Here is a 19,094-nt window from a genome sequence, read left to right as displayed (position 1 = left end):
TCTTGTCTGTTCGCGTGGCTTCATCACGCAGACCGATCTGTGCCAGCAAACCCGGCAGCATCGCCTGATGCAGGGCATCGAGCCGCGCACGCAGCGGCGCTTCATCGCCGTCAACAATTATGGGCAAAGGCGTCGGATCGGGCAGTTTGACCTGTCCGATTTCATCGGCCTGTTCGCGCAACTGGCCGAACAGATCGTGCCATTCGAGCAGCCGATTATACGAGAGGAAATGCTTTTTCGCCCAGTCGCGTCGCTTGCGCTGATTTTCGTGTCGAACCACGGTATGCCATTGATCCCACAGGGCCAGAATGCCCGCGAAATCCGAGTCGGCCACGCGGAATGCCTGTTGCGCCTGATCGGCGGCCTGCGCGTGATCGGCCGGGCGTTCACGCGGGTCTTGTATCGACAGAAAGGCCACGACGATCAGGGTATCCAGCGACGTGGCATCCGCATTCGACAAGACAGACAACACCATCCTGCCCAAAGTCGGGTCGACTGGCAATCGCGCCAACTGGCGCCCCAGCTTGGTGATGCGCTGACGCTCGTCCAGTGCGCCCAGCTCGAACAACAGGCGGCGGGCACCGGCGAGTTGGCGTGAATCGGGCGGTTCGATGAACGGGAAATGCTCCGGCTCGCCCAAGCGCAATTCGATCAACCGCAACACTACCGAGGCAAGGTTGGTACGCAAAATTTCGGGATCGGTAAACGCGGGGCGACCGGAAAAATCCTGCTCGTCGAACAGACGGATGCACACGCCGGGCGCGATTCGGCCACAACGGCCCGCCCGCTGGTTCGCCGATGCCTGCGAAATCGCTTCCACCGCCAGTTTTTGCACCCGTGAGCGCGGGCTGTAACGGGCAATCCGCGCCAACCCCGAATCGATCACATAATGAATGCCGGGCACGGTGAGTGAGGTTTCGGCCACGTTCGTGGTCAGCACGATGCGCCGCCCCGTATGCGGCGCAAAAATCCGCTGCTGCTCGGCGGCTGACAAACGTGCAAATAACGGCAAAATCTCCGTATGGCGCAATCCATGCCGCCCCAGCCGGTGGGCGCACTCGCGAATTTCCCGTTCGCCCGGCAGGAAGACCAGAATATCGCCGCCACTGGTCGTTTGCGCTTCTGCCTGCAATTCATCGACAGCGGCCACGACGGCAGCGGCCAGATCCCGCTCTTCTTCCGCTTCATCTAAAGCCTCATTCGGCGCGACAGTCAATGGACGATAGCGATACTCAACCGGAAAACTCCGCCCCGCCACGGTGATGACGGGTGCCGGACGCGGCTCGCCCGACGCGTCCTTACGGGCAAAATGCAGGGCGAATCGCTCGGTATCGATCGTGGCCGATGTAATCACCAGACGAAAATCAGGGCGACGATCCAGCAGGCGCCGCACGATGCCGAGCAGAAAATCGATGTTCAGGCTGCGCTCGTGCGCTTCGTCGATGATGAGCGCGTCGTAGCGCAACAGATCCGGATCGCTGTGAATTTCGGCCAATAAAATGCCATCGGTCATCACCGCAACGCGGCTCTGCACCCGCGTCTGATCGGAAAAACGCACCTTGTACCCGACCACACCCGACCCCGTTACGCCCAGCTCTTCGGCCAGACGACTCGCCACGTTACGCGCCGCGATGCGCCGGGGCTGGGTGTGGCCGATCAGCCCTTTGATGCCGTAACCGAGTTCCAGCAGCATCTTGGGCAGCTGGGTGGTTTTGCCGGAACCTGTCTCCCCCGCCACGATCACAACCTGATGCGCGCGGATCAAATCCATGATCGCCTCGCGCTGGCCGCTGACGGGGAGCTCTGCGGGATAATCGATGGTCAAAACCACCGAACGGCGCTCGGTCAACAAGGCCGCGCTGGCCTCGAAAGCGTTGACCAATTCGCCCAGCCGCCCCGCATCCAGCCGATTCTGCTGCAAGGCACGCTCGGCTCCGGCCAACCGGCGGGACAGGGCCGGTTGATCGACAAGCGGCAGCTCGACCAGATTCGTCCGCAAAAAATCGATAATATCGGCGGGCTGGGGGGATAATGGCGTCGGTCGGGAAGAGACGGCATCCCGCGATTGGCGTGGTGTTGAATTCATGCCGTCAGTGTTGGGGATACCCGGACGCGAATCAAGTGGCTTAATCATTGTCTGAATAAGTCCAACCGGGGCCTGTCGGACTTTGAGGGGAATTGGCATCGCCCCCTGTGCCGCAACCTACGTTTAATCGAAGACATTTGATTCAGGAGATTTCATGCCCGCAGATATGACATTTTGGGCGGCCTTGCTGGTCGGATTTTTTGGCGGCGTACATTGCATCGGCATGTGCGGCGGCATTGTCGGCGCGCTTACCTTCGGCCTGCCGCCGGAAAAACGCGCCACGCCCGGCCAGCTTCTACCCTATCTGCTTGCCTATAATCTCGCACGGATTACCTCTTACGTGGTCGCGGGTGCCATTGCCGGTTTGATCGGCGCGCTGGGTCTGTCGCTGATCCCCATGCAGCACGCGCAACTGTATTTGCTTATGATCGCCGGTGGTTTCATGGTGCTGATGGGGCTGTACGTAGGCGGCTGGTGGTTCGGGCTCACGCGCATCGAACGCGTCGGTTCGCGATTATGGCGCTACATCGAACCGCTGGGCCGCAAGCTGATGCCGGTCAGAACCCCGAAGCAGGCATTGCTGCTGGGGTTTGTTTGGGGCTGGTTGCCCTGCGGGCTGGTGTACAGCGTGCTGATTTGGGCACTTTCGGCAGGCAGCGCGGCTCAGGGTGCGCTGCTGATGCTGGGGTTTGGCCTCGGCACGCTGCCGAATCTGCTGCTGATGGGCGCGTTCGCCGCCCAGCTCTCCGCCCTGACCCGTCAAAAATGGGTGCGTTGGATCGCCGGCGCCGCCGTGCTCGGTTTTGGCCTGTACACCATCGGCTCGGCGATCTGGAATATCCAAGTCAGTTGATTCGCGCCGTTTCGAGCAACACGAATTGAAAGCCGCAGCGCCCGCCACTACAATTGTGGCAACACAGGAGGTAAAGCAAAAAATGTCATCCACTTCGATCCGCATTGACCAGACTCTGTATGAGCAGGCACGCAGTGAGGCATTGACCGAGCACCGCAGTATTGCAGGCCAAGTCGAATATTGGGCAAAGGTTGGGCGTGCTGCACTCGATAATCCTGATCTGCCCGTCAGCTTCATTGCCGAATCACTGGTCTCTTTGGCCGAACCACGCGCAGAGGCTACCGCTTTCGTTCCTAGAAAATCGCGTTGATGCGCTTCGCGCTCAAACAAACCCGTCGTTTTGCCCGTGCCTACAAGAAACTTCATGACCAGGTGGCCGCCGATGTCGATATCGCCGCAGCGGTAGTGGCCGCCGATCCCAGCGTCGGGGAGCGAAAGAAGGGGGGATCTTGCTGATTTATTTGTGTACAAATTCCACAGCCATAACCAGCTGTATCTGCTTGGTTACACGCTTGATGAAACGGTGCGGCTAATCTATCTCGAAGCGATTGGGCCGCATGAAAACTTCTATCGCGACATCAAGCGATAAAATCCGGACAAAAAGACAAAAGTAACCGCTGATTTAATCAGCGGTTCCGTGCGGCACAGGGATGAGCCATGTAACCCGATGATTGCCTTCGTCATGTCGCTCGTCCTCCTTTATGTTGAGAATGTCCTCACAGCAAATTTCGATGAAACGAGATACCGCGCGCTCAGCCACGCGGTGAACTCGCTCAAAGCCATTTGATGGCTGAAACACGGGGGCTCGTTTTCACCCTGCAGGCAAATGCCGTCGCTGCCACAACCAATACACGGCGGGAAGCAGCAGCATGGAGAGTAACGGGGCGGTGATCATACCGCCGATCATGGGGGCGGCGATGCGGCTCATGACTTCCGAACCGGTACCGTGCCCGACCAGAATCGGGATCAGGCCCGCCAGAATCACCGCCACGGTCATGGCCTTGGGTCGAACGCGCAACACCGCGCCTTCCATGATCGCCTCGGCCAGATCGGTTCGGGTGTTCAGCCGTCCGGCGCGGCGTCGATCCTCGATGGCGTGATCGAGATAGATCAGCATCACCACGCCGAACTCCGCGGCCACGCCCGCCAGCGCAATGAAGCCGACCGCGACCGCGATCGACAACTCGAACCCCAAGGCCCACAACAGCCAAAAGCCGCCGACCAGGGCAAACGGGAGCGTCACCATGATCAAGCTGGCCTTGCCACCATGCCGGAAGATCAGGAATAACAGCACGAAGATGATGGCAAGCGTCAGGGGAACGACCTGCTTGAGGCGTTCCGTGGCCCGTTGCAGGTACTGGTATTGGCCCGTCCAGCTGATGGCATAGCCCGGCGGCAAGTTCACCTTGTCCGCCACGATCCGGCGTGCGTTGCTCACATAACCGCCCAGATCGACCCCTTGGGTGGTGACGAACACGAAACCGGCGGGTCGGCTGTCCTCGGAGCGGATCATCGGCGGGCCATCGGTGACCTGAATCGTGGCAATCTGCCCCAATGCCACCGTGGCGCCGGTCGGTGTCACGATCGGCAAGTCCTTGAGCTTGCTCACGCTATCCCGATCGGCGCGCGGATAACGAATACTCACGGGAAAACGCTCCAGCCCTTCGACGGTTTGCGTGACTTCCACCCCGCCGACCGCCGAGCTGATGACATCCTGAATTTCACCGATGTTCAAACCAAATCGCGCGGCCTTGATCCGATCTGGTGTGATTTCGATGTAACGCCCGCCGTTGGTGCGGTCGGCATAGGCCGTTCGCGTGCCCGGCACGGTCTGCAACACCGCCTCGACCTGCTTGCCGATCCGGTCGATCTGATGAAGATCGGGCCCGGTGATCTTGACACCCACCGGGGTTTGAATCCCCGTGGTTTGCATGTCAATCCGCGTCTTGATCGGCATGACCCAGGCATTGTTCAGCCCCGGAAACTGAATCTTCTGATTGAGGTTGTCGATCACCTTTTGCAGCGTCATGCCCTCGGGCCATTCGCTTTTGGGCTTGAACTGAATCGTGGTCTCGATCATGGTCAGCGGCGCGGGATCAGTGGCCGTGGCCGCCCGGCCGATCTTGCCAAACACGGATTTGACGACCGGCTCTTCGGCAATCAGCGCGTCGACCTGCTGCAACAGCAAGCGCGCATCCCCGATGGACAACCCCGGCGCGGTGGTGGGCATATAAAGCAAATCGCCTTCATCCAAGGTCGGCATGAACTCGCTTCCCAAGCCCCGGCCCAGTTCCGCTATTTTGGGCGCGAATGAGAATGTGCTTGCCCAACGCTTGGCCCAATCGTTTTGCCAGTCGCTGACGTGCAACTGCCAGGCGCTGCCGCCCACCCATTTGAGCGGGGCCAGATACCCGCCCACGCCGGCCAAAGGCAATATCGCCGAGAGCATGAAGATCAGACTGATCGCCAGCAGGGTTTTGGGAAAGTGAAGCACGGCACGCAGAATCGGACGGTAGAGCGCAATCAAGAAGCGATTGAGCGGATTGGCTTCTTCTCGCGGAATCCGGCCGCGAATGAAATACCCCATCAACACCGGGATCAACGTAATCGCCAGGCCCGCCGCCGCCGCCATCGCATAGGTTTTGGTGAAGGCCAGCGGGGCGAACATGCGCCCTTCCTGTGCCTGCAGTGTGAACACGGGAATGAACGAGAGGGTGATGATGAGCAGCGAGAAAAACAGCGCCGGCCCGACCTCTCCCGCTGATTGGGCGATCAAGCGCCAATGATCGTCACCTTTGGGCGGGCTGCCGTGCGTCTCGCGCCAGGCCACCAGATGCCGGTGGGCGTTTTCGATCATCACAATGGCGGCATCGACCATCGCGCCGATGGCAATCGCAATGCCACCGAGCGACATGATGTTGGCGTTGATGCCTTGTACGTGCATCACGATGAAGGCCATCAACACGCCCAGGGGCAGGCCGATGATCGCCACGAGCGCCGAACGCAGGTGCCACAGGAAAATCGCACACACCAGCGCCACCACGAGGAATTCCTCGACCAGTTTGCTGCTCAGGGTATCTACCGCCCGGTTGATGACGCCGGAGCGGTCATACACGGGCACGATTTCCACTCCTTTGGGCAGGCTTGGTTTCAAGTGTTCGATTTTGGTCTTCACCGCATCGATGACCTGACGCGCATTCTCACCGGAGCGCATCACAATGATGCCGCCAACCACTTCGCCGTTGCCATCGAGATCGGCCACCCCCCGCCGCGGCGCCGGTCCCAGGCGAACCGTGCCCAGATCCCGCACCAGAATCGGTGTGCCGCTTTGGGTCACGCCCACCGGAATGCGTTCGATGTCGGCCACGCTTTTAAGATAGCCCCGGCTGGTGACCATATATTCAGCGCCACCGAGCTCCAGCACGCCGCCGCCGACTTCCTTATTAGCATCGGCCACGGCCTTACGCAGCGTGGCGAGCGACACGCCGAACGCACGCAGACGATCGGGATCCACCACGATCTGGTACTCGCGCACCATGCCGCCCACTGTCGCGACCTCCGAGACTCCAGGCACGGTCTGCAACTGGAATTTCAAGAACCAGTTCTGCAAGGTCGTCAGTTGCGACAGATTCATCTGGCCCGAGGGGTCGGTGAGCGCGTACTCATACACCCAACCCACGCCCGTCGCATCCGGGCCGAGTTGTGGCTCCACGCCAGCAGGCAGACTGGAACGCGCCTGATTGAGATACTCAAGCACCCTTGAGCGCGCCCAGTACAGGTTCGTGCCATCCTTGAATGTGACATAAATATACGAATCGCCATAGAACGAATAACCCCGCACCGCCGTCGAGCCGGGCACGGAGAGCAGCGCCGTCGTCAACGGATAGGTCACCTGATCCTGCACCACTTGGGGCGACTGACCGGGATAGGTGGTTTTGATGATGACCTGAGTATCGGAAAGATCGGGAATCGCATCCAGCGGCGTTGCTTTCCACGAATACCAGCCGACCACCGCCAGAATGGCAGCCAGCAGGAGCACCAGCACTCGATTGTTGATCGAGGCGTTAATCACGGCTTTTAACATGACATCGCTCCCTTAATGTTGGTGTTGGCCGGACGCTGCCGATGCCGCGTCGTCAGCGGGCTGCGCGGTGCCGGTCATGCGGGCGAAGGAAGCCTGGATGGAACTCTCCGAATCAATCAAGAACTGCCCGGAGGCAACCACCCTGTCGTCGGGCGACAACCCCGCGGTGATCTGCGTCCAGCCATCTGCCGATTGCCCCACATCCACCCGAACCGGCTGGAAGCTGCCATCGGCATTTTTCCGCACCACGCGCGCGCCCTGCGGGGTGGGAATGACGGCTGACGTCGGCACGGTCAGCACATCGGCCTGCGCCACCCCCCGAATGCCGACTTCGGCGAACTGGTTGGGTTTGAGCACGCCATCGGGGTTATCGAACACCAGTCGCACCTTGAGTGTGCGCGATTTTGGATCGAGTTCGGGGTAGATAAAATCGACCGTACCCTTCCAAACCCGGCCCGGCACGCCATCGACCGTCATCTCGGCCGGCTGCCCCACCGCGACCTGTTCCATATCCCGCGGCAGCACCTCGACCTGAACCCAGATCTTGCTTGCATCGGCGATGGTGAACATGTCCAGATTGGGGGTGACATACATGCCGTCGCGCAGATTGATGACCGAGATGTACCCGGATTGCGGTGCCAATACCGGAATGGTGCGCGCCACCTTGCCCGTACGGGCAATCTGCTCGATCACCGATTCGGGGACGCTCAGCAGACGCAGGCGATCCCGCGCGGCATCGCGCATCTCGGGCATGCCGCTTTTCAGCGCGACCAGAAAATCCTTCTCTGCCGAAAGAATATCGGGCGAATACACGGTCAGCAGGGTTTCGCCCTTTTTGACGGTATCGCCCAAGGCGCGGACATTCAGCGTTTCCACCCAGCCGCTCGCGCGCGGATGAACATGCGACAAACGGTTCTCATCCAGCGCCACCAGCCCGACGCTGTGGATCTGGCGGGTCAGATTACGCCACTGGGCACGGGCCATCACCACGTTCATGTCGCGCAGGGTACGCGGCGCCACCGCCACTTCCGGCAACGGCGCCGATTCGCTCACCACGGGTGCAGCAGCTTTCTGCTCCGATGTGGTGGCGGCGCTACCGGTATTATCTTTCGTGCCAGCCGGAAACAGTTTCGGCACCAAGGTCATGCCGCAAATCGGGCAGGTGCCCGGATGATCCTCAATGATTTGCGGATGCATCGGGCAGGTGTATTTGGTCACGAACTTGGCATCGGGCGCCGGTTTTTCCGCCGTGGGCGTGGAAGGGGTCTGCGTTGCCGTTGGCGCGGTTTCGGCATGCCGCGCATGATCGTGCGCCGCATCGGCAGCTGCCGGTGCAGCGCTTTGTTCGGATGATTTGGCCGGAAACTGCTTCGCCACCAGATCCATGCCGCAAATCGGGCAGGTACCCGGATGATCCTCGATGATTTGCGGATGCATCGGGCAGGTGTATTTGGTCACGAACTTGGCATCGGTGCCTGCCGTCGTCGTAGCGTGCGCATGATCTCCCTGCGACGAGGACGCTGCAGGCGATTGCGTCGCTTCGGCCAGCACCGGGCGAATGAAGTTGATCGGTGTGTGCGCCCAAATCAGCGCACCCGCACCGGCGGCCACACCGGTCGACACGACGGCAATCAGCCTGATTTTATTCTTTGAGGATTTCATGCGGGATTCTCCAGAAGGTAACGCAGATCGATCAAGCGTTGGGCGCGATCAATCGTTAAATCGAGGCGTTGTTGACGACCGGTAATCTCGGCCTGTTCGGCATCGATAATGGCCGTAAAATCACCGCCGCCAGAGCCAAACTGGTTTTGCGCCAGGGTCGCGACCTGCCTGAGTTTGGGCAGAATCCGCCGGTCGTAACGATCGATCCGTGTCGTCAGGCTGTCCACATCGGCCTTGAGCGACTGCGCCTCGGCATGAAAATCGGCGGCACGGCTTTCCAGCGCCAACTGCCGCGCCTGTTGCCGTTTCTGCGCCGCTGCCAGCAGGGGCGCCTGGCGTTCACCGGTGAAGAGCGGCAAACTCATGCTCACCCCCACACTCACCGTGTCCGGCTGGTTGCCCGCCTTGATGCCGTACCCGAGCGAGACACCAAACTTCGGTTTGAACGCGGCACGCGCCTCGCCCGTTAGCGCTCGGGCCTCGGCCAGATTCGCCTGCAAGGCTTTGATTTCCGGTTGATGCTCCACAGACCCTTCGGGCAGGGTTGTCAGCGCGGAAGGCAGGGCCTTGGGCCAGTCTTGCTGTGCCCGTGCCCCGATCCAGCGGGCCAGGCGTGCTTTCGTCGCCGCTGTACTACCCCGCTGGCGGTCGATGCGATCATCCAGTTCCGCCAAGCGGACTTGCAATCGAACCAGATCAGTCGCTCGGGCCCGTCCGGTGCTGTAGGCCGTTTGCGCACTGCGCAGAAGGCGCTGATACAACGACTTCTCCTGTTCAAGCAGCGCCAGCGTTTGCTGATCGCGGTAGACGGTCAACCAGAACCGGCCCACTTCACGCCGCAGTATTTGTTGCTGCACGGCGATGTTTGCGGTTGCGGCCTGTATCTTCGCGTCGGCGGCCAGGGCGCGCTGCGCCAAGGTATCGCCCGGCGGCAAAGACTGGCTGATCGAGACCTCCGTGGTCGTCATGGGCGTCTGCGTGAAACTGAAGGTATCGAGCGGCAGACTCGATACACCGAGCGAAATCTCAGGATCGGGCAGTTGATCGGCCGCCTTGGCCGAACTGGTTTCCGCCGATTCGGTCGCTACCGCAGCAGCCAAACCCTGATCATTCTGCACCGCCAACTGTTCGGCTTCCTGAAGTGAAAGCGTGGCATCCGGACTTATTGAAAAGACGGGTTGCTCTGAACGACCCGACGTGTTCTGACCGGCTTGTGCCAGCCCCGACAAAGCGAGGATAACGATCAGCAACATGCCCAGCGTGCGCAACGAATGCTGAATCGGCATCAGGCTCCGAGTGAAAACCCACCGGGTCAAACGCCACGGCGAAGGCGATAAGAAAGGCATGATCAATACTCCTAACATCTTGATACAACAAGAACACCTTAAGAACTAAAATCATCGAAACACCATCCGGTAGAACGCTGGCACCGCACAACGCGCTTCAGAGGGACAACCGAAGTGCGAACCCGGCGATCAAGACCGGAGGGGCAACGAGTACACCTTTGGTCCTTTTTCAACTCACGGTAAATTGACCCATCATGCCGTTGTCTTCGTGTTCGAGAATATGGCAGTGATACATGAAAGGATGATCGTCGCCGGCGGGTTGGTCGAACCGTGCGATCAGTTGCACCGTTTGGCCACTGTGAACCAGTACGACATCTTTCCATCCCCGCTCATAAGCCGGCGGTTGGGCACCATCACGGCTTAACACCTGAAATGAGATGCCGTGGATATGAAAGGGGTGCGCCATCATGCCGTCATTGGCTACATGCCAGATTTCCGTGCTGCCGAGTTTGACGCGCTCGTTGATGACCTTGGGGTTCATGTACTGGTCATTGATCGAAAACAGATGGCGGCCACCGATCCCCATGCTCATCCCACCCGGGCCGGTGGACTTGTTATCAGACTGCAATCCCCCGCCCATCATCATGCGACGCATCTTGCCCATATCCATGTCCTGCAGGGTAAATTTGCGTATTGGCGTATCTGCCTTGAGCGTGGGGATCGACGCCATTCGTTCGGGCAAATGGCCTGTTTTTGCCGTGGGCGCCCCCACGCGAAGTTCAAGCAGGTCAAAGTGGCCTTTATCGTATCCATCCGTAGCCATGGGCATGCGATTCAACCCGGGAATCACTTTGGCCGAATCGCTCTGTAGCACCAGTTTCTTTCCCTGCATGTCGCCAAGATCGACCATGATTTCGGCGCGTTCGGCGGGTGCCAGAACAAGTTCAGTTCGTTCTACCGGCTGTTCGAGCAAACCCGCATCGCTTGCCACCACGTGGAAGGGGCGTTCATCGGCGAAGCACAGGTTGTAGATACGTGCATTGGAGCCGTTGAGCAGGCGCAGTCGAATCCATTGGCCCGGTACCCCGACAAAGGGCTGTTCGATACCATTGACGAGAAACCGATCACCCTTCATCCCCATGATATCCATCATGGAATTCATGTAATCCAACTGGCCCTTTTCTGTGATGCGGCGATCCTGGATCACGACGGGAAAATCGTCGACACCATAGGTATGCGGCATCCCGAGTCGGGCATCCAGCCCGTCGTCGACGAGCAGAAAACCCGCCAGACCGGCATAGACCTGTGGTCCGGTCCTGCTATCCGGGTGCGGGTGATACCACAAAGTGGCCGCTGGCTGATTCAATGAGAATGAGATCGAGGTCTGTTTTCCCGCCGCGATCAGGTTGTGCGGCCCACCATCGGCATGACCGGGAACGTGGGCGCCATGCCAATGAACGGTCGTGGACTGATCGAGCCCGTTACTGATATCGAAACGAACGGGTTTCCCCTGAGGCACACGGATCGTTGGGCCCAGGATGGCGCCGTTGTAACCCCAGGTTGCGGTTTTAAGACCCGGCACCAATTCGCTGTGCTGCCCGGCCATGACATTCAACGCATAGGTGCGCACACCCGAGCTGTCTGCCTCCCCTTTGAGTTGCGGCGGTATGGGCATTGGATGAGCGAACAGGCCGGAGGAAATCGAGGCAGATTGATTCTGTCCCAGCATACCGCCCATCATGCCACCCATCATCCCCATTGCCTGTGCCTGGGCTGATGTGGTTATTTGTTCCGTTAAAGCGACGCCGGTCAGCACGGTGGCCGCCCCTTGAACCAGTGTTTTCAAGGCATACCGTCGCTTGGGTGAATCGATGGCCATATCCTGCTGAGCGGCTGGTACTGGTTTGTTTGGATATTTGTTCGAAAAATCATGAGACATGACACATTTCCCCTAAAAAGTGATTTTTTACCGGTCGCGATTGGTTCATGACCGATCCCGCCCTTCCAGGATGCGGCGGCGTTCGTTGTATTCCGCCTCATCGATTTCACCGTTCGCAAATCGTTTCTCGAGAATACTCAAGGCACGACGGTCTTCCCGATCGGTCGGCCCGGGTCGATTGCTGCCTGTCAAAAGACGAAGAATGGCGAAGACGACGAGCGCCATTACCACCACACCCAGCAGCATAAAAATCAAGCCAAAGCCGCCAAAACCAGCGCCCATTCCCCAATGTTCATTAAAAAATGGCATTTCGATACCCTCCAAATAAAAACGTTGTCATGCAGCGCGAAGCGGATCGATGTCGGTGGATCGTCATCAGACCGCCCCGCGACTGCTCGGCCCATACAGATCGATACCGGATGCTTGCATCCGGCTACCACCACAAACGCAGGCCGGCGATCAGCTGCATGTCGCTTGTCGCCTCCCCGTTAGTACGGGCATAACTGGCCGTCTGGCCGTATTTGTTTGTCCACTGAATGCCCACATAGGGCGCGACTTCCCGCCGGATTTCATAGCGCAGGCGTAATACGAGGCGGGAATCAGCCAACCCGCGACCGATATTCCGTTCCGGGTCGTTTTTGCCGTACAGATTCAACTCCACGCCCGGCCAGAAAATGAGCCTCTGGGTAATGAAAAAATCGTACTCGCTGGAAAGACGCAGGGCCGTGCGCCCCTCGTTGCCCACATACGCCGTAGCGGTCGTATCGAATTTGTAGGGCGCCAGACCCTGAACCCCGAAACCCAGCCAGTTGCGACTCGGGATGGAACCTGCCGAAAAATCATGCCGCATACCGATCTGCGCATCCCAGAAGGCCGCGATGGCATGGCTGTAATAGGCCTCGATGTCGGCATCCTCGGTCTGTCCACCGAGCCGCTTGCCCTCGCCCTTGAGCCAGAGTTTGTTGGTATCGGTGCCGATATAGGCCTGACCTTCGAACTGGGTATAGTTGCCCTTGTTGCCAAAATCCCGCTCCAGTCGATCGATCATGACCTTATAGATCAGCGGATTGTGGGTTTCGTGACGAGCGGACTGAGCCACCATGGCCGTAACATCCGCTCGCTGTTGGGCCAAGGAAGGCGCCTGATAGCTACCGGAGTCATTGGCCGATTGGGCATACCCGGCTGCGTGGGCCAAAGAGGTTGTGACCGCCAGCAGCAACGTGGCAACGGGCGGCAGAAAAGTAGGGATCGTCTTCATTGTTTTGCTCCTGTTGACATGATCAAACCACGCGAACTTCACGGAACATGCCCGCGTTCATGTGGTAGAGCAGGTGACAGTGATAAGCCCAGCGGCCAATGGCGTTGGCATTGACGCGATAACTGATCGCATGACCGGGCGCGACGCTGAGCGTGTGTTTGCGCGCGAGATACTCGCCACGGTCATTCTCAAGCTCGCTCCACATCCCGTGCAGATGAATGGGATGGTTCATCATGGTGTCGTTAATCAGCACGATGCGGACGGTTTCACCGTATTTGAGCTCAATCGGGGCCGCGTCACGGTAACTGACGCCATTGAAGCCCCAGATGTAGCGATTCATATTGCCGGTGAGATGCAGCTCGATGCCGCGCGCCGGTTCCTGCGGGCTTATGGGCCCGTCGATACCGCGCAGGTCGCCATAGGTGAGTACTTTGCGACCGTTATTGCGCAAACCCGCACCCGGGTCGCTCAGGCTCATGGAAACCTGCTGCGCCTCCATGCCGACGCCGACACCGTGTTCCGTCTTGGGGTGCCAATCGATTTTCAGCGTGCCGTCTTTGAGATTGCGATTGTGCAAGCCGGGCAGATCCATGGGGTTGTGAGACATCGCGCCATGGGCTGCCCCTTCGGGGTGCCGATCAGCCATGCCCTTCATGGCATGGTTACCCATGCTCATGCCGGATGTGCCGTGTTGCGATACCCGATCGTGGCTCATACCGGCCATGGATTTTTGCTTGCTCATATCCATGCCGCCCATGTGCCCGTTGTGCATGCTCATGTTGCCCGCACTGCCATTATCCTTGGCGTGATCGCCCATGAGCATGGCGGACATATCCATGCCGCTCATGTTCATAGAGGACATATCCATGCCCATATCCGCCATGCTGAGGGTGGGCACCGGGTCCATCGGCGGGATGGGCGCGCGCAGATCGACATGCGGGGTGAGCGTCCCGCGTGCATAGCCTGAACGATCCAGAGACTGGGCAAAAATGCAGTAAGCCTGGTCGGCCGCCGGCTCGACAATCACGTCATAGATTTCAGCCACCCCGATACGGAATTCATCCACCGTCACGGGGTGCACATCCTGGCCGTCCGCCGCGACCACGGTCATCTTCAGGCCGGGTATCCGCACATCGAAATAACTCATCGACGAGCCATTGATAAAGCGCAGTCGAATCCGCTCACCGGGCCGGAACAGCGCCGTCCAGTCACCCGCCGGTGTGTTGCCGTTCATCAGATAGGTGTAAGTGGCGCCGGTCACATCCAGAAGGTCACGCGGACTCATCCGCATCTTGTCCCACATCAAGCGGTCTTCAACGGCTTTGCCAAACCCCATCTTTTCCGACTGGCGAATCAGGTCCCTCAGATCGGGCTTGACGTAGTTGTAATAACCGTCGGCCGTTTTGAGTCGATTGAATATGAAATCAGGGCTGGAATCCGACCAGTCGTTGAGCATCACGACATGATCTTGATCGTAAGCCACGCGATCTGATTGCGCCGGATCAATCACGATGGCTCCATATACGGCATTCTGCTCCTGAAAGCCCGTATGACTGTGGTACCAGTAGGTGCCAGACTGCGCCACCCGAAAACGGTAGGTGAAGGTGGTGCCTGGGGCGATGCCCTCATAAGTCAGCCCCGGCACGCCATCCATCTCGAACGGCAGGATGATCCCGTGCCAGTGCAGGGAGGTCGACACCTTCAATCTGTTCGTCACCCGCAACGTCACCACATCACCCTCACGCCAGCGCAAGGTGGGGCCGGGAATCGAGCCGTTGATCGTCATCGCCGTGCGCGGTTGTCCGGTAAAGTTGACCGGCCGTTCATCGATGACAAGGTCAAACTCCGTGCCGCGCAAGGAAGGCGGCTGCCTTCGGCCATTGATCGTGGCAGCCTCGGCCGGGTTAAGCCCAAGCGCGGCCATAACGCCGCCTGCGACTAACCCTTGAATGAAAATACGCCGCGACGAATTGATCGGGCGCGTATTGGCTTGAAAAGCACTTTTGATTGACATGACTAAGCCCTCAACGGTGGATTGGAATTAAAATCCGGTTGAGGCAATGGACAAGTGTTTGCGCGATCCGCGCCCGTTTCACGGGCAGCAAATCACCTTCATGGATAACAAACAGGAACTCGCCCACTACCCGAGCACGCGACTTCCCCGAAGGCAGGCAGCCCACGGGTGGTCGCGCCAGCTTGAGTCAGGCGATCGGAGGACGGAACAGCGGGGCGATCACCGAAGTGTGCGCCGCCGGCAGGGAGGAGATGATTTTTTGCGGTAGAACAGGCGTGACTGGAATGACAGGTGCATTCAGCTGAAGCGCCACACCGCCCAGCAACAGACACAAGCCGCAATGCGTGCAACCGTTGCTGCACTGGTCATGGCCGGACGATGAGGTATTGTCGGTAGCCATGTGCATCATCGGGCAGTGTGGCGAGTCGGTCGCCCCGTTACTTGTCGACTGGGCATCGTTGGGCATGAAAGTGGTGTGCAGGCCACGCTCGAAGGCATGAGACATCATCGGACAACCTTGCACCACGGCACCCACCAAGGCGTTGTCCAGCGGGAGCCAGACAGCCAGCAGCAACATGATTGAGGAAATCAGTCGACGATATTTCATGGATGGAGTATTGATGAGCCTGGTAAACTTTGCAACAACCTTCATAGCAGCTATCGTCACCGGCGTGACAAATTGAACTTGACGATGAACTCATGTGCCGCTAATATCCGCCGCCTTTCCATAAGATCACAGCGCGTGCCTTGCTTTAATGTCTGGCTTTCTTAATTAAAATTAAGCTGGCGTGCGCGAACCGAACAAAGGTTAAATGCAATCATGTACGCAGTAGTAGTCACCGGCGGTAAACAATATCGCGTAGAACCCGGCGAATGGCTTCGGGTTGAGAAGCTTGAAGGCGAAGAAGGCAGCGCAGTCACATTGGACCGCGTGCTGATGATCGCCGACGGCGATGCCATCAAAGTGGGCGCCCCTGCCTTGGCAGGCGCCAGCGTGACCGCCGAAATCATCGGTCAGGGCCGCGGCAAGAAAGTGGACATCATCAAGTTCCGCCGCCGTAAGCATCACCGCAAGCATCAAGGTCATCGCCAAGCGTATACCGAGATCAAAATCACCAGCATTAATGGTTAATTCGCTCTTGGCAGGCCACGCGCCTGCCCCTGAGCCTAGTTTGGAGTTTTGTCATGGCACATAAAAAAGCAGCCGGCTCGACCCGCAACGGTCGTGACTCAGAAAGCAAGCGCCTCGGCGTCAAGCGCTACGGCGGTCAGGTTATCAGCGCAGGCAGCATCATCGTTCGCCAGCGCGGCACCCAATTCCACCCGGGTGCGAACGTAGGGTGTGGTCGCGACTACACCTTGTTCGCCCTGACGGATGGTGCCGTCAAGTTTGAAGTCAAAGGCGACAAATCACGTCGTTTCGTGAGCGTCGTTCCTGTATAAAGCCCGGCGCGGCCTTGGTCGCGCTTTAAGGTCTACAGGAAAATAGTGATTTCACCAGCCCCGTTTTAGCGGGGCTTTTGTGTTTCCAGTCCATTCAATTTAGTGTTATCGGCTGAAATCAATGCGTGTGCCGGTTCGCAAGGTAAAACTCCATGAAATTTGTCGATGAAGCCAAAGTGAAAGTGAAGGCCGGGGACGGCGGCAACGGCGTCATCGGGTTTCGCCGCGAAAAGTACGTACCCTATGGCGGCCCCGATGGCGGTGATGGCGGTGATGGCGGCAGCGTCTATTTCCTGGGTGATGCCAACCTGAACACGCTGGCCGATTTTCGTTTCGTCCGCCACTATGAAGCCCAACGCGGTGAAAACGGCAGCGGCTCGAACATGACCGGAGCCAAAGGTGCCGATTTGTGGGTGCGCGTACCCCTCGGCACCGTGGTGCACGATATCGACACAGGCGAAATCCTGGGCGAGGTGCTCGACCCGGCCCAACCACTGCTGGTAGCGCAAGGCGGCTGGCACGGATTGGGTAATGCCCGCTTCAAAAGCTCCACCAATCGCGCACCCCGCCAGAAAACCGAAGGCACGCCGGGCGATGAACGTCGATTATTGCTGGAATTGCGGGTACTGGCCGATGTCGGCTTGCTCGGCATGCCCAATGCGGGCAAATCCACGCTGATCCGCGCCATTTCCCAGGCCAAACCCAAGGTGGCCGATTACCCGTTCACCACCCTGCACCCCAATCTGGGCGTGGTCGCGCCTGAGCCGCACCGCAGCTTTGTGGTCGCCGATATTCCGGGGCTCATCGAGGGCGCGGCCGAGGGTGCCGGGCTGGGCCATCAGTTTTTGCGACATCTTGCGCGCACCAATCTGTTGCTGCACATCGTCGATGTCGCCCCGCTGGACGAAGCGGATCCGGTCGAATCGGTGGCCATCATCGAGGAGGAGCTGGTGCGTTACGATGAAAGCCATCAGACGCATTCGGCTGAGCGCCCGCGGTGGCTGATCCTGAACAAGATTGATCAGTGGCCGGAAGAAGAGCGCGTAGAACACATCAATGAACTCACTCAGCGGTTCCGCAGTGAACTGGACTTCAAAGGGCCGATTTTTGCAATCAGCGCTCTGGAAAAACTGGGCACCACCGCGCTGGTCTGGGCCATCATGGAGTTCATGGAAGCGGCACGTGCAGCGGATCAGGCGGCAGCGGCCGAAGCGGCCAAGGCGCCTGTCGTTCCGCCCGCGAAATTCGATAATCCCGACCTCGAGTGGACCGAGGAGTAATCCGCCGTGGTTGAACGCGACGCCAATTCTGCCATGGGAGTTGATACAGGGGTTGATTTGCGCGCCCACCTGAAAACCGATCGTCGATGGGTCATCAAGATCGGCTCGGCCATGGTGACCGGGAACGGCGCGGGCCTCGACTTATCCGCCATCGACCGTTGGGCGGAACAAATCGCGGCAATGCGCGCCGAAGGCCGGGAAGTCGTTATTGTCACATCCGGCGCCGTCGCCGAGGGGATGGCGCAGCTGGGATGGCAGGATCGACCCTCCGCCCTGCCCGAACTTCAGGCCGCAGCTGCCGTGGGTCAGATGGGATTGGTTCAGGCGTATGCGGACGTCCTGCGGCGTTACGGCATCCACACCGCTCAGATTCTCCTCACCCACGACGATCTATCCAATCGCCAGCGCTACCTCAATGCCCGCAGTACCTTACGCACACTACTCAACCTGGGCGTCGTGCCCGTCGTCAACGAAAACGATACGGTAGCGACCGATGAAATCCGTTTTGGTGATAACGACACACTGGCTGCACTCGTCGCCAATCTGGTCGAAGCCGATGTGCTGGTCATTCTGACCGACCAGCTCGGGCTGTTCGAAGCCGACCCACGCAAAGATCCCTCCGCACGACTACTTACCGAGGTAACAGCGGGAGACCCCGCCCTGGAAACCATGGCCTCCCCCGAAGGCGGTCGATTGGGGCGCGGCGGCATGTACACCAAGGTCATGGCAGCCAAGCGAGCGGCGCTATCAGGCGCGGCAACCGTGGTCGCTTCGGGCGCTACACCACACGTTCTGCTTCAACTGGCCGCGGGAACATCCGGCGTTGGCACGGTTTTTCGACCGGCACAAACCCGGCTGGCCGCCCGCAAACAATGGCTGGCAGGCCAATTACGCGCCCGGGGTACGGTTCGCGTGGACACGGGTGCTGCCGCCGCGCTGCGCCAAGGCGGTCGCTCCCTGCTGCCCATTGGCGTCATTGAAGTCAGTGGTGAGTTCATGCGCGGCGACCTGGTGCGTATCGTCGATGAAACAGGCAAGGATTTGGGTCGCGGCCTGGTCAACTACAGTTCCGCGCAAGCCCAAAAGCTCTGTCGACAACCCAGCAGCGCCATTGCCGAACTCCTGGGATTCGCCGAAGAAGATGAACTGATTCATCGCGACAATCTGATCCTGTTGTAACCGACGGTTT

General features: G+C 59.2%; 15 protein-coding genes and 1 pseudogene. 7 read left to right on the top strand and 9 right to left on the bottom strand.

Annotated features, from left to right (window positions below; all coding sequences use genetic code 11):
• The coding region (gene hrpA, locus PHD44_RS07140; RefSeq protein ID WP_300189708.1) for an ATP-dependent RNA helicase HrpA at positions 1-2,134 on the bottom strand (2,134 nt) is incomplete at its 3' end.
• Positions 2,135-2,240: 106 nt separating this feature from the next.
• On the opposite strand from hrpA, the gene PHD44_RS07135 reads away from it, so the two are divergent.
• The 3 genes and pseudogenes from PHD44_RS07135 to PHD44_RS07125 all read left to right on the top strand — a co-directional run bounded on the left by PHD44_RS07135 (position 2,241) and on the right by PHD44_RS07125 (position 3,528).
• Positions 2,241-2,939 (top strand): sulfite exporter TauE/SafE family protein, encoded by a 699-nt coding sequence (locus PHD44_RS07135; protein ID WP_298219432.1) that lies wholly within the window; start codon positions 2,241-2,243, stop codon positions 2,937-2,939.
• Positions 2,940-3,021: 82 nt separating this feature from the next.
• Entirely contained in the window at positions 3,022-3,249 is a 228-nt protein-coding gene (locus PHD44_RS07130; protein ID WP_300189706.1) for a ParD-like family protein, read from the top strand.
• Positions 3,249-3,528, top strand: a pseudogene (locus tag PHD44_RS07125) (type II toxin-antitoxin system RelE/ParE family toxin). Before PHD44_RS07130 ends, PHD44_RS07125 begins: the two are co-directional and overlap by 1 nt.
• A gap of 222 nt (positions 3,529-3,750) precedes the next feature.
• Here the strand turns inward: PHD44_RS07125 and PHD44_RS07120 are convergent.
• The 8 genes from PHD44_RS07120 to PHD44_RS07085 form a co-directional block, all read right to left on the bottom strand.
• A complete protein-coding gene (locus PHD44_RS07120) occupies positions 3,751-7,023 on the bottom strand; it encodes a CusA/CzcA family heavy metal efflux RND transporter (protein ID WP_300189703.1) in 3,273 nt (1,090 codons plus the stop codon).
• A gap of 12 nt (positions 7,024-7,035) precedes the next feature.
• Positions 7,036-8,685, bottom strand: a complete 1,650-nt coding sequence (locus PHD44_RS07115; protein ID WP_300189701.1) for an efflux RND transporter periplasmic adaptor subunit — start codon at positions 8,683-8,685, stop codon at positions 7,036-7,038.
• A complete protein-coding gene (locus tag PHD44_RS07110; RefSeq protein WP_300189698.1) occupies positions 8,682-10,031 on the bottom strand; it encodes a TolC family protein in 1,350 nt (449 codons plus the stop codon). The genes PHD44_RS07115 and PHD44_RS07110 overlap by 4 nt, the downstream gene beginning before the upstream one ends.
• A gap of 169 nt (positions 10,032-10,200) precedes the next feature.
• On the bottom strand, positions 10,201-11,910 hold the full coding sequence (locus tag PHD44_RS07105) for a multicopper oxidase domain-containing protein (RefSeq protein ID WP_300189695.1): 1,710 nt from the start codon (positions 11,908-11,910) through the stop codon (positions 10,201-10,203).
• Positions 11,911-11,955: 45 nt separating this feature from the next.
• Positions 11,956-12,192 (bottom strand): SHOCT domain-containing protein, encoded by a 237-nt coding sequence (locus PHD44_RS07100; RefSeq protein ID WP_049772436.1) that lies wholly within the window; start codon positions 12,190-12,192, stop codon positions 11,956-11,958.
• A gap of 151 nt (positions 12,193-12,343) precedes the next feature.
• Complete coding sequence (locus PHD44_RS07095) at positions 12,344-13,168, bottom strand: copper resistance protein B (RefSeq protein ID WP_300189690.1); 825 nt, start codon at positions 13,166-13,168, stop codon at positions 12,344-12,346.
• Between the two features lie 22 nt (positions 13,169-13,190).
• Positions 13,191-15,182, bottom strand: a complete 1,992-nt coding sequence (locus PHD44_RS07090) for a copper resistance system multicopper oxidase (protein ID WP_300189688.1) — start codon at positions 15,180-15,182, stop codon at positions 13,191-13,193.
• A gap of 187 nt (positions 15,183-15,369) precedes the next feature.
• Positions 15,370-15,789, bottom strand: a complete 420-nt coding sequence (locus PHD44_RS07085; protein WP_300189686.1) for a hypothetical protein — start codon at positions 15,787-15,789, stop codon at positions 15,370-15,372.
• A gap of 213 nt (positions 15,790-16,002) precedes the next feature.
• On the opposite strand from PHD44_RS07085, the gene rplU reads away from it, so the two are divergent.
• From rplU to proB, 4 genes are all read left to right on the top strand, one after another.
• Positions 16,003-16,314 carry a 50S ribosomal protein L21 gene (gene rplU / locus PHD44_RS07080; protein WP_012823169.1) on the top strand — a complete coding sequence of 104 codons (312 nt, stop codon included), beginning with the start codon at positions 16,003-16,005 and terminating at the stop codon, positions 16,312-16,314.
• A gap of 53 nt (positions 16,315-16,367) precedes the next feature.
• The gene (rpmA, locus tag PHD44_RS07075) at positions 16,368-16,625 is read left to right on the top strand and encodes a 50S ribosomal protein L27 (protein ID WP_290681995.1); all 258 of its coding nucleotides are present in this window, start codon (positions 16,368-16,370) and stop codon (positions 16,623-16,625) included.
• A gap of 152 nt (positions 16,626-16,777) precedes the next feature.
• Positions 16,778-17,905, top strand: a complete 1,128-nt coding sequence (gene cgtA, locus PHD44_RS07070; RefSeq protein WP_298219060.1) for an Obg family GTPase CgtA — start codon at positions 16,778-16,780, stop codon at positions 17,903-17,905.
• Between the two features lie 33 nt (positions 17,906-17,938).
• The gene (gene proB, locus PHD44_RS07065) at positions 17,939-19,084 is read left to right on the top strand and encodes a glutamate 5-kinase (RefSeq protein WP_300189713.1); all 1,146 of its coding nucleotides are present in this window, start codon (positions 17,939-17,941) and stop codon (positions 19,082-19,084) included.
• Positions 19,085-19,094: the final 10 nt, after the last annotated feature.

Origin of the sequence: Halothiobacillus sp., assembly GCF_028710545.1 — a bacterium.
Classification (GTDB): Bacteria; Pseudomonadota; Gammaproteobacteria; order Halothiobacillales; family Halothiobacillaceae; genus Halothiobacillus.
Note: the sequence above shows the minus strand (reverse complement) of the source record. Positions and strands in the feature narration are given on the sequence as shown.